General features: G+C 45.5%; 11 protein-coding genes. 4 read left to right on the top strand and 7 right to left on the bottom strand.

The genetic code is table 11. From position 1 onward, the window contains the following. Positions 1 to 57: 57 nt before the first annotated feature. Positions 58 to 423 (bottom strand): transcriptional repressor, encoded by a 366-nt coding sequence (locus ACOYA6_RS21490; protein ID WP_422655406.1) that lies wholly within the window; start codon positions 421 to 423, stop codon positions 58 to 60. A 115-nt stretch (positions 424 to 538) separates the two neighbouring features. On the opposite strand from ACOYA6_RS21490, the gene ACOYA6_RS21485 reads away from it, so the two are divergent. After that, on the top strand, positions 539 to 904 hold the full coding sequence (locus ACOYA6_RS21485) for a transcriptional repressor (protein ID WP_422655379.1): 366 nt from the start codon (positions 539 to 541) through the stop codon (positions 902 to 904). Between the two features lie 50 nt (positions 905 to 954). Here the strand turns inward: ACOYA6_RS21485 and ACOYA6_RS21480 are convergent, their stop codons facing one another. Together ACOYA6_RS21480 and ACOYA6_RS21475 are read right to left on the bottom strand one after the other, a co-directional pair. Beyond that, a complete protein-coding gene (locus ACOYA6_RS21480) occupies positions 955 to 2160 on the bottom strand; it encodes an MFS transporter (RefSeq protein WP_422655378.1) in 1206 nt (401 codons plus the stop codon). A 100-nt stretch (positions 2161 to 2260) separates the two neighbouring features. Next, the gene (locus ACOYA6_RS21475; protein WP_422655377.1) at positions 2261 to 3448 is read right to left on the bottom strand and encodes an MFS transporter; all 1188 of its coding nucleotides are present in this window, start codon (positions 3446 to 3448) and stop codon (positions 2261 to 2263) included. 86 nt (positions 3449 to 3534) lie between these two features. Here ACOYA6_RS21475 and ACOYA6_RS21470 point away from each other — a divergent pair, with 86 nt between their 5' ends. Then, positions 3535 to 4326, top strand: coding sequence for an AraC family transcriptional regulator (locus ACOYA6_RS21470; RefSeq protein WP_422655376.1), 792 nt, complete (start codon positions 3535 to 3537; stop codon positions 4324 to 4326). Here ACOYA6_RS21470 and fhuB read toward each other — a convergent pair. The 4 genes from fhuB to fhuA are packed head-to-tail and all read right to left on the bottom strand — an operon-like array spanning position 4309 to position 10199. Next, positions 4309 to 6258: a Fe(3+)-hydroxamate ABC transporter permease FhuB gene (gene fhuB, locus ACOYA6_RS21465; RefSeq protein ID WP_422655375.1), complete on the bottom strand. Its 1950-nt coding sequence runs from the start codon at positions 6256 to 6258 to the stop codon at positions 4309 to 4311. The genes ACOYA6_RS21470 and fhuB overlap by 18 nt on opposite strands. Beyond that, the gene (gene fhuD / locus ACOYA6_RS21460) at positions 6255 to 7172 is read right to left on the bottom strand and encodes a Fe(3+)-hydroxamate ABC transporter substrate-binding protein FhuD (protein WP_422655374.1); all 918 of its coding nucleotides are present in this window, start codon (positions 7170 to 7172) and stop codon (positions 6255 to 6257) included. Before fhuD ends, fhuB begins: the two co-directional genes overlap by 4 nt. Then, positions 7162 to 7959, bottom strand: a complete 798-nt coding sequence (locus ACOYA6_RS21455; protein WP_422655405.1) for an ATP-binding cassette domain-containing protein — start codon at positions 7957 to 7959, stop codon at positions 7162 to 7164. The genes fhuD and ACOYA6_RS21455 overlap by 11 nt, the downstream gene beginning before the upstream one ends. A 35-nt stretch (positions 7960 to 7994) precedes the next feature. Continuing rightward, positions 7995 to 10199: a ferrichrome porin FhuA gene (gene fhuA / locus ACOYA6_RS21450; RefSeq protein ID WP_422655373.1), complete on the bottom strand. Its 2205-nt coding sequence runs from the start codon at positions 10197 to 10199 to the stop codon at positions 7995 to 7997. A 487-nt stretch (positions 10200 to 10686) separates the two neighbouring features. Between fhuA and ACOYA6_RS21445 the strand changes: the two genes are divergently transcribed. Then, positions 10687 to 10824: a hypothetical protein gene (locus ACOYA6_RS21445; protein WP_422655372.1), complete on the top strand. Its 138-nt coding sequence runs from the start codon at positions 10687 to 10689 to the stop codon at positions 10822 to 10824. 86 nt (positions 10825 to 10910) lie between these two features. Then, positions 10911 to 12149, top strand: coding sequence for an FAD-dependent monooxygenase (locus tag ACOYA6_RS21440; RefSeq protein ID WP_422655371.1), 1239 nt, complete (start codon positions 10911 to 10913; stop codon positions 12147 to 12149). The last annotated feature ends 58 nt before the right edge of the window (positions 12150 to 12207 follow it).

Raw genomic sequence — 12207 nt, 5'->3', positions numbered from 1 at the left:
TAAGGTTCTTTTGATTTAAGCGTCATGTCATCAAGTCTGAATGTTGTCATTATAACTTTAGTCATGTTGACATATGTGGCTGATATGAGATACATATATTTTCAGATTGCTTTCTGCGACTTTCCTCTTATTTTCACTTGCTATCGTATGTAATAACCCATCTATTCGCTTGTCACGAATCTTTAGTTCTTTATGGCATGTAGTACAAATTATTTTTACATTTTTACCTTCGTCACACTTTTCGTAGCGACAAGATCTTTCATTACTCGTTATTTTTTGTAGTTTTCCCAATTTAACAAGGTTTACGACCGCTTTGTATATCATTGATTGTGGTATATCATATCCATTTGCTAAGCAGAATTTGAATATTTCTGTAACGGTGAAGTCTCCTGTATCTAGTTCATTAATTACATTGAGTATCATTTGATCATGTATTGTCGCATTTTTCATATTAATCTTTACTTTCTTTTAGTAGGTTAATTCGGTTTGAATGTCATTTTATGATTTGCTAAAATTAATTCTTTCAGTAGGTGTTTTCATGTTAAGAAATTTAAATGCTCAAGAGGTTGCGGTTGTAAATGCCATCGATATGGCTGGAGATGAAAAATTAACAGCCGTGGATGTTTATAATTCTCTACGGTCAAGTAATAAAATCGCGCAGTCTACCGTGTATAATATACTCAGGCGTCTGGTACATAATGGAGTGCTAAGAAAAGTACTAACTTTATCTAACGATGCCTTTTATGAAATCAAAAAAATAAAAAAGACTAAGCATATCTCTTTCATCTATCCAAGAAAGATCACTGAACTTACCGATGCTCGACTTGATATCTTAATAAGCCAAATTGCCGCGGAAATTGATGCGAAAATGTTGGATTATGAAATATCTTTAATTCTTAAGTAGAATCAGAATATGAAGCAGAACGTGTCAACGTACTGCCTCATATTTTTAGTTCAATCTTTCTTTGGCAAAAATACTGTCATTAATCCAATCAGAGGCAGGAAAGAACATAGTTGGAAGACCGTGTCGATTCCAGAATGATCAGCAATAACACCTAGCCCTGCTGCACCAAGTCCACCCATGCCAAATGCAAATCCAAAGAACAGACCTGAGATCATACCAATGCGGCCAGGTACGAGTTCCTGAGCAAATACTAATATTGCTGAAAATGCAGATGAAAGTACCAGACCAATTATTATTGTAAATAAACAGGTCATTTCCAGGTTCAGATATGGCAGGAAAAGACTAAATGGCGCAGCGCCCAGGATTGAACACCATATAACCTTTTTCCGCCCGAAGCGATCCCCTAGTGGCCCTCCAATTACCGTTCCGGCCGCAGCTGCAAACAGAAAAGCAAAAAGATAGAGCTGTGCCTTTTGCACAGGCAAATTAAACTTGTTGATGAGATAGAAGGTGTAGTAACTACTCAAGCTTGACATGTATACAAACTTGGAAAATATCAATATTAGCAAGACACTGATGCCAGTGATAATCGTTTTTCTCGGGAAAGGTGATATTTCACGTGCAGCGTTTGCAGACACTGTGTTTTTAGTCTGTGCCCTGTACCAACGGCTAACCTGCATTAAAATGATCATAGCTAGCAAGGCTGCCAGCACAAACCATGCCACATGACCTTTGCCGTACGGTGCAATAATTATCGCAGCCAGCAAGGGCCCTAAAGCGCTACCAAGATTACCCCCGACCTGGAATAGTGACTGAGCCAGCCCGTGTCTACCACCTGAAGCCATTCTTGCTACCCTTGACGACTCGGGATGGAATACAGACGAACCGGTACCAACTAAAGCAGCCGCAATCAGTAATTCAGGATAGGTTTGAGCTAATGAGAGCATAATCAGACCGACAAGTGTAAATCCCATCCCGACAGGTAACGAACGCGGTTGTGGATATTTATCAGTATAAATGCCAATAAGAGGTTGCAATAAGGAAGACGTGACCTGAAACGTTAATGTAATCAGTCCAATCTGAACAAAGCTGAGTGAAAATTCAGGCTGAAGCAATGGATACAGAGCCAGTAGTAGCGACTGAATCATGTCATTCAACAAATGAGCTGCGCTTATTGCCCCCAGTATTTTGAATGACGTCTTCGCTATTTTAGGAATGTGTACTGGATCGGCAGTGACGGTTTTACTTGAGTTCATTAACATGTTTCCGAAGAGGCATGATGTTCAACATGACAATACCAGTAGGCCTGATTCCTATCAGGCCTACTGAATGTGACAATCAGTTTTTGAAACGCTTTCAGTTTTCTTCTGTTTTCGACATAACTACTGTAACTATGGAAGCCGAAAGCAGAACAACGACGCTGAGTGAAATGAAAGCATTCGTCAGACCAATAAAATGCGCTGCATAACCAATCAACGCTGGCCCAAGCAATACCCCCAGGTACCCGAGAATACTTGCTGCTGATATAGCCAGTGTTGCTGGCATCGATTTTTGACGCCCAGCCAAAGAAAACAGTACAGGGACGACATTACCGGCAGCAAAACCAGCCACTGCCATTGCAGCAAGAACCCACTCGTAAGTGTTGAAAACAGTCGCAAGGTAAATACCAATAGCGGTTAATACCACTCCTGAAAGGAGCATGGATTTTTCACCCATAATGGTAACCACGCGGTCGCCGATAAAGCGGCTTAACGCCATAGCGATTGCAAACACCACATATCCTGTTCCTGCCACACCTGCTGCCACGTTTTTCACTTGAATCAGGAAGATAGCTCCCCAGTCAAGCATGGCTCCTTCCGCAAGGAAAATAATCATTGCGAGCACACCGATCCCAATAACCTTGCCTTTTGGCACCACGAAAAGTGGATGATCTTCTGTCGAGCGGTTGGTGAAAAAACCTGATGCAGCTAAAGAGATACTAATCAATACAACCAGCGCGGCTGCACCAGCGGCGATTTTGATATCCAGTCCTGAAGCAATCAGTAACGTAACAAAGCTTGCGCCCGCAAGTCCGCCGATACTGTAGAAGCCGTGAAAGCCAGACATCATTGGACGGCCAGCTGCATTCTGTACTTCAGTGCCATGAATGTTAGCTGCGACGTCCGTTGCGCCAATTGACGCTCCGAAAAGAAGCAAGGTCAGGCCCAGTGCTATTGGTGTAGAAACCATTGCAAGTAATGGCAAAGCAATAAATAAACCACACGCACCCGCAAGGATTATTTTTTTGCTGCCGACTTTTCCTGCGAGCCCACCCGCAGTGGGCATACCAACCACGGCACCAAGCCCCAGGCAAAGAAGAATTGAACCCAACATGGCAGAATCCGCATGGATCCGTTGTTGAGCATAAGGTACTAAAGGTGCCCAGCAGGATAGGCTAAAACCTGCTATAAAAAATGCTACACGTGTAGACCATTTCGCGGAACTCAGCTTTTTAGCAAGCTGAGCGTCGTTGATGCTATCAACGTTGCTTTCATTTTGACTCATAATCATTCTGTTCCTGATAATCATTTCGATTGAGGACAGATTCTACGTATTGTATGCTTGGTAAAATTCATCTGTTATGACGAAATATGTCGATAAATCGCCAAAACTCAGCTAACCCTGATAATGCTGCTGCTCTGATCGTAGGTCAGACAGAAATTTGTGAACCTTACACAACGGCACAACATAGTCATCAGCGGCATCAATTGATTTATGCCACCCGTGGGGTGGTTCATATGTCTACTGCTGTTGGGGAGTGGATCTTGCCACCGAGTCGTGCGCTATGGATCAGCGGCGGCACTAAGCATGCTCTTACGGTCAAGCGCCCGGCAGAAATCAATATTCTTTATATTGACCCAGTTATCTATCCATTCACTAGCTTTGCGCAATGTTGTGTCGTTGAGGTCACCGCCCTGGTACGGGAGTTGATTGCAACCTGTTCCCAACATGCCTGGGATTATGAAACTAATACGCCAGAATACAGGCTTTCTGCAGTCTTGATCGACCAGATCAAAAAGCTTGATCTCTCTCCGCTTGATTTGAATCTTCCCAGAGATGAGCGCGCGCTGAGAGTGGTAGAGCTCTTAAAAAAAGACCCGGGAAACCGGGATCCTCTTAACGTGCTCGCTCGCGAAGTTGGGGCGAGTACACGTACGATTGAGCGCCTTTTCTCAAAGGAAACGCATCTATCTTTTGGCGCATGGAGACATCGTCACCGTATGCTGTTCGCCGTTGAACGACTGGCTTACGGTGAAAATGTCACCCGGGTCGCACTTGAGGCAGGCTATGAATCATCCTCAAGCTTTATTGCCTCTTTTCGGGCGATGTTTGGCACTACGCCATCGCGCTATTTCCGATTTGAATCAGCGGCTTCGAATTAGCCATAAAAAGAATGGAACGCCAACTAATGCCGCGATTAAGCCCGCAGGTAATTGCCATGGAAACACAGCCATTCTACCTACCCAGTCTGATACGACCATCAGACTGGCTCCTGCCAGGCCTGCTACTGCCAACTGTCCCGTCACTCGCCTGAAGCCCAGATATCTGGCAATATGCGGAGCCATAAGGCCGACAAAACTTAGTGGGCCGACAATAAAAGTGGAAAGGGCGGTTAGCACAGCCGCAAGTGACATTAACGCGAGACGGCTCAGTGACAGGGGCACTCCTAATGAACGCGCAACAACCCCGCCAAATGGAAGTAATGACAGCCATCGATGAACCAGCGGAATACAAAAGGTAAGCACTAGCGCAGCCAGAGACACGCTAATAGCTTTTTCAGCCGTTAAACCATATGTTGAACCCGCAAACCACGATAGCAGCATGGAGGTTCTGGGATCGCCACCTGAAATCATAAGCATTAGTAAAGCCAGAAATGCTGCGTTTAGTGCCATCCCGGTTAACATCATACGTTGGGGGGAAAAATCTCTGATACCAGCGATGGTGGTAACGATGATCAGCGTGGCCACTGAACCCAGACAGGCTGCAGGAAAATACCAGGCTGTTATGTTTCCAGGAAATGCCAGCATTCCAATCACCATACCTGCTGCCGCACCGGTACTTACGCCCATGACCTCCGGGCTGGCTACCGGGTTTCCGGTCAGGCGTTGAATAATACAACCAGCAAGGGCGAGCATGATTCCTGCAGAAAACGCGCCAAGTACCCGTGGGATTCGGAACGAAAGCACGGATTCTGTAGCCCAGGCCCAGCCGTCAGCATTTTTCCCCAGCCCTGATGCTAATAGCGTCAGGGCTGAAAGTATAATTACACCTGACAAAAGCCATTTTTTCAGGCTTCTTTTGGAAGCTGAATAGTTTTCAGATTCCCCGGCTGTTGAATACATACGCTCTTTGAGCCGGGGAAGTAATAAAATGAGCCCTGGTGCACCAACAACGGCCGTGACAGTGCCAGTAGGGATCTCCTTCCAGTAAGATGCCAGTAAAATGACGATTTGATCCGAAATGAAAAGCAACAGCGCGCCGGTTACTGGCACCGTCAAGATCAGCGTTACCAGACGTCTAACACCAAGTAGCCTTGTAATCAGAGGCGCAAATAGCCCGATGAATCCAATGATGCCGACAGATGTCACCAGAGTAGCCGTAAGGTATATGCCTACCAGAAGCGCAAAGGGCCGTATGAGCTGAAGCTTAAGCCCCAGGTTTCTGGACATCATTTCATCCATGCCAAGTAACGTCAGGGGCCGAAGTAGCGCCAGAATAATGATGAAAGCAATCAACAACTGCGGAAGCAGGCGCAGGACGACCGCCCAGTCGGTTTGCGTCAGCGAACCTGTTCCCCACAGAAGAACGCTCTGTAATCTTTCGTGAAAATACAGACCAATCAGTTGGCTGACAGCGCTGCAGTAGAGGGTCAGGACTAACCCTATAAGAATCAACCCTACCGGAGAAAGCTGTTTTCCTCGCGTCATAAACGCGATGACAGCCCCCATAAAAACAGCGCCAAGGAGCGAACCCGTACCTGGAGAAATTATATTACAACCCCAGAGAGTCGCCATTGTCATGCCTAGCTGAGCCCCGTTAGCAATACCTAACGTTGAAGGTTCTGCCAGAGGATTACGTAGCACCTGCTGGAAAAGCAGACCGGCCAGCCCAAGCCCTGCACCGATCATCACAGACATCGCTGAACGGGGTAAAAAACTGTACTGAAGTAAGGTTATTTCAACCGCGTAATGTGTATTAAAAGGACTGTAAGCAGCCCAGAACTCTATCGGTAAAATGTGATTTACGTTGAAAATGACTAAGATGCTGGCCGTTATCAGCGCGACGGGTAAGGCGGATAAGCGAAGAGAAATCATATCTCCTCCAGAATTGCATCGAGCAGATGACAAAAGCGCAGCGCTGTTACTGGACCTCCGTAATACCAGATACCGGGTACCCGTCTGAATCGCTCTTCTTTTACAAATGGCATCATCTTCCAGAGTGCGGTATCTGCAAGGTTTGCCATTGTTGTATCATCATTTTCAGTGAAGCAAATAACCTCGGTTTCTTGCAGACCTATTAGTTGTTCTATCCCAACGACCGCACTTCCCCAGAAACTGGTGTCTCCCTGCCATCCTCCAGGAATACCTGCTTTGCTCATAACCTCAAGGAACAGGCTGTTTTGTCCAAAAACCAGAGCATGTCGCTGGTCAACAAGCGACATTAAAAGTAGTGGTTTTCTTTTCTTTTGAGCATATTTAAGCCTCAGGGCAGAGATTTCTGACTCGATGGTAGCAATAATTGCTTTCGCCCTGTCGTATCGACCTAATCGGACAGAGAGCGCCGTCAGGGATTGGCAGGACGTTGTGAGCGGTCTGCCATTTTTATCGCTGTATACAAGACCAAAGGATGGGGCAATCGAGTTATATACTGACGGTGAAGGGCCATAACCTTCCGCGTAAACGATAAGATCGGGTTGCATCGCTGCTAAGAGTTCCGTATTTGGCTCTGTTCTTAAACCGAGTTCCGTGGCGCCATCAGGCAAGACGGGCTCCTTAACCAGTGAGCGGTAATTCTCAATTTCTGATACAGCAAAGGGCATTACACCCAGCGTCAGAAGCATTTCAACGGCCAGCCATTCTGTGGCTGCTATTCGCTGCAGATCGCGCGAGGGAGCGGGACTTTTACCTACCGCAGGTAACCCCAGGAATAAAGATAAGCCAGCCAGATACTTCAAAAGTTGCCGACGTTTAAAATCTGCCACTGCAGGAGAGGGGTTATTACTGAACATAACAGACAGGATGCCCTTCAACCGGATGGGAAAAGGTACCCATCTGAATGCCATAAATAGTATTTAATGACGCCGGTGTAACAATCTCAGCGGGCGAACCCAGAGCAATTAGATGACCGGATTTAAGCGCGAGAAGATTACTGCAATATCGGGCTGCCATATTTATATCGTGCAGTACCGCGATGATTGTGATTGCCTTTAGACGGCATAATTTTTTTAGCAGATACAATATTTCAGACTGCTGGGCAATATCCAACGCTGAGGTTGGCTCATCAAGTAAAAGACATTTAGTGTCCTGAGCAATAGTCATAGCAATCCATGCTCTTTGTCTTTCACCGCCGGACAAAGAGTCAACCAGCCTCTTAGAGAGTTGTGACAGTCCTGTGTCAGCGATTGCCTCATCGACTTTCTGCATGTCGTTTTGGGTAAATCGGCCCAGTGCGCCATGCCAGGGATAGCGTCCTAATGCAACCAACTCCCTGACTGTCATGCCCTGTGCAGAAGGGAGGTGCTGAGGTAGGTATGCAACTTCGCGCGCAAATTCAGCATGTCCCCATTGTTCGACAGGTCGCCCCTGAAATATGAGGTTCCCGGTTGAAGGAGAAAGATGTTTGCCAAATAGCTTGAGCAGCGTTGATTTACCCGAGCCATTATGTCCTATCAGGGCGTTAAATTCCCCGCCAGGGATAGTGACCGAGGATGGATATAATAATTGTTGTCCGTTAATTTGAAATGCTACTTCGGATAATAGAAATAGCGGATCATGGTTTTTAGTATTGTTCATCAGACTCATAAAGCGGGCAGCTGCCTGCCCGTTTACCCTCAGAAATGGAATGTGGCAGTGGCTGTCATCTGGCGCCCAGCGCCACGGAAACAGCCATAGTCGGCAAAACAGCTTGAAACGTATTTTCGGTCCAGAATATTAGTAACGTTAAGAGCAATGTTTGCCCCTCTCAGTCCGAGCTGGCTAAGTTCATAGCTAACAAGTCCGTTCCAGACGGCAACACTACCCACTTTGAACGTATTCTCTGAATCGCCCCAACTGGATCCAACAAAACGCCCTCCGCTTCCAAGGGTCAACCCATTCAGTGTTCCTTGACTGAAGGTGTAGTCGAGCCAGAGGGAAGCCTGATGTGTAGGAACCTGATCAGGCGTCTTTCCTTTCAACTGTGTGTCTTTGGTATATTCAGCGTGTGTATAGCTGTATGAGGAAATCAAGTTCAGATTATCTGTTAATCCGGCTTTTGCTTCGAGTTCAATACCCTGGACTTCAATTTCACCAGCGGCCACTTTAAACAGAGGGTTATCTGGGTCTGTTGTCAGATTATGCGTTTTGGTGAGTTGATATACTGCTGCACTGAGCATGGCAGGACGCCCATGTGGCACATAGCGCACGCCCGCTTCGTACTGTTCACCCCGTGATGGCGCATAGGAGACAGGTGGAGTTGAAGATAAACCGAAGCTGTTAGGTTCAAATGACTGGCTATAGCTGATGTAAGGTGTGATGCCATTATCAAACAGGTAATTTAATCCACTTCGCCAGGTAAATTGATGATCGTTACGGGATATGCCGGTATTTGTCTGGCGAAGATAGGTTTCCTGACGTGACCAGTCATATCGTCCCCCCAGCGTAAGCACCCAGTTTTGATACTGCGCCTGATCCTGGACATATATACCTGTCTGACGAGTCTTGTCATGCGCATAAGGTTCTGCGTCACCAAAAGCAAAATCACTCTGCTCTGGGTTATACAAATCCAGAGGTGTCGCAGAACCATACAGGTTACTGATGTCATTGTTTAAATTTCTGTAATCGACACCTGATAAAAGAGTGTGGTCAATATTCGCTGTGTGAAAATCACTCTCAAGCTGAGTATCCACAGAGAAACTATTCATCCGTTCGTTATCAATAAATTGCCCGCGGGAGATCGTGTGATTTAAATCGGCAGAAGGTACATCAGGGCAATCAGTCGTGGAGCAAATTCCTCTTCCGTAGACACTTTGCTGTGACGTTTTGACTCTGGAATAACGCAGATTCTGCCTGAACGTATAGTTGTCGGACAATACCCGTTCGAAGCTATATCCTACGGATCGCTGGTAACGTGACCAGGTATTATTGGGTGCGCTGTCGTCAAAATCGTCAGGCAGTCTAGCCCCGTCAGGCAACGGATCTAAAGTACCTTGTCTTGGCATCCATCCGTAATATCCCACCTCAGGTTCGTTCTGAATGCTGGACAAGAATGTAAACGTTGTGTTTTCGTCCGGACGCCAGGTAAAAGAAGGCGCTATTGCGAAACGCCGCTGCCTGGAAAGCCTTTGTTCCTCATCGGAAGAACGGGCCATACCTGTAATCCTGAATGCGTAGACCCCCATGTCATCCAACGTATCACCGAAATCAAAGCCAGTTTGCAGGAGGTTATTCGATCCCATTTTAAACTGTACTTCACGTACGGGGGTGTATATCGGGCGCTTGCTTACCATCGAAACAATGCCACCAGGATTACTCATTCCATAAAGCACTGAGGCGGGGCCTCGAAGTACCTCAATCCGTTCGAGCAAATAGGGCTCTGTAGACATCTCGTTCCAGTTGTCGCCGGTGAGTTTGAGGCCATCCAGATAGTTGTTTTGCCCTTGTCCGGATGAAAAACCACGAATCTTAACCATATCAAAAGCGTTTGAGCTACCTCTGTCAGATACGGTTACCCCTGGTGTATATCCGAGCGCGTCCTTTAACGATTTAGGCTGCAAAATATCGATTTCTTTTCGCGTTATCACGGAGATGGACTGGGGGATGTTTTTTATATCAGAGCTGGTTTTTGTGCCACTAGCTGACCGTTTTGAAACCAGCACAGACGCTGATCCCCAGGGATCTTCGCTGCTGTTTTTTTCAGCATCAGCGCTTACCAGAATGCTATCTTCTGCGTAGACGGAGTTTGTTGTAAGGGCTGACAGTAAGGCGATTTTCAGGGTTACAAAAAGGGGGCTTAGTCCAGATACTTTGCGAGACGCATTTACGGAAGAGCGATACATGTTTTGTTCCCAATATAAACAACCTGAATGCCAATGAGAGTGATTTTTATTAACATCACAGGGCGGAGTGGCCCCGGATTGATCGTGGATACAGTATTATTTTGTTCTGACAGAGAATATTGATAAAGCGACAAATAACATTGCTATCTCGCCATGCTGAACTACAAAACGAAAGGTGAAGGATTTATATGATAAGAGGGCGTGTTTCACCTTGGTACAATAGGCATTAAATGAAAAATTAGCGCTTAAGAATGTAGGTTTTACGACATCATATGTTTAATTGTCGCCAGCTACACAAGTAATTAATTGATAAATATGGGCTAAATCAATTGCTTATGCCCTGCAATCTTTATTAGAGCATTCAATTTGTGATTGACCCAATAAAGATGGAGCCTTAACATAGTATTAACTTACTGTGCAGGTGAACTGATAGTTCAGCACATTCCTTGAATGATTCAGTCGAATCATTAGCAATGTGGGGATACTCATGAAAATTCAACTGTCAGGTTTCTGTGTAATATTTGAAAAAGTTATTTATCCTGTTTTGATTCCTTTAAATCAAAGAAAACGTTGCCGTTCAGAAAGTTATTTTAACGCTAACGCTGGTTTTACTCGTTTTTGCTGAGCTCTGTTTGAAGCAGTCTACAAATTCTCTGCATCATTCTTAGCGCTCTGCGTGGAATTGAAAAATTAGATAACGATGGTTTAAATATGAAACAGATAGTTCAAAAAAAGAACATTCTCATTTGTGGGTCAGGAATTGCCGGACCAACACTGGCGTTTTGGTTAGCCAAGCAAGGGCATAAGGTCACTGTCGTTGAGCGAGCATCAAGCTTACGCTTAACGGGGCAAACTGTAGATATTCGCGATGAAGGCCGCGATGTGGTTGAGCGCATGGGTCTTCTTAAAGACATCTTGGAATTAATGACAAATGAAGAGGGTTTGCGCTTCGTTGACAGCAAAAATATTATTCAGGCTGAATATCCAAGTGCAGGTGGGAAGAAGTCATTTGTTACAGATATAGAAATACTCAGAGCCGATTTATCGACGCTTCTGCTAAAATCCACACAAGATGATGTTGAATATATTTTTGGAGATTACGTCACTTCCTGTCATGAGAATGAAGCTGAAGTCGTTGTTAACTTCAAAAATCATGCTCAGAGAACTTTTGACCTTATGATGATCGCTGAAGGGATGCGTTCATCCACGCGCGAACTCGTTTTTGGTAAGGTTCCTGTTCATCACATTGGTCTATATACCGCCTATTTTGCGATGCCTTACCAGTCTCAGGATGGTACATGGGTGCGCTGGAGCAATTGTACGGGTGGAAAGTCGATTCTGTTACGCCCGGACCAGGGGCGCTCGACTCGTGCATATCTGTATATCAGAAGCAGTAAGCGAGGCATTGACCTGACAGGCCGAAGTGCCGTTAATAGCTTCATAAAAAACATCTTCAGTACAGATGGCTGGGAAGCACCACGTATTCTTGAAGAACTTGATAAAACTGACGATATCTTCTTTGAAGATCTTGGGCAGATACGAATGGACTCATGGTCCAGGGGAAGAGTTGTATTACTTGGGGATGCGGCTTATTGCGCGACACCTGTAAGTGGCATGGGTACCACTCTTTCAATCGTAGGTGCATATATTTTGGCCAAGTCGCTGTTGACCAGTGAGGATCATCATGCTGCATACAAAGCGTACGAGCAAAAAATGCGACCCTATGTACAACAAGCTCAGTCGATAAAACCCTGGACTATAAGACTTGAACAACCTTCAACCAAACTGGGTATTGCGCTATTTTATAAGTGGAAGCGACTTGAAAAGACAAAGCTCATGCAGTTCCTTATGAGTCCTTTTGGGCCTAAAAGAGAGCATGTGGATTTTTTGGGCGCTCCCATCGTTTACGACACAGACATCACTTGCGCGCCTGAGAAATCAACTTTGTAGGGAATAGATTTAGTCAGCGATATCTAAGCGAATCGCTGACTGCGTTGTTATTGATTTA

Origin of the sequence: Leclercia barmai (assembly GCF_049312895.1) — a bacterium.
GTDB classification, from domain to species: domain Bacteria; phylum Pseudomonadota; class Gammaproteobacteria; order Enterobacterales; family Enterobacteriaceae; genus Enterobacter; species Enterobacter barmai.
This window is presented reverse-complemented; position numbering and strand designations above follow the sequence as displayed.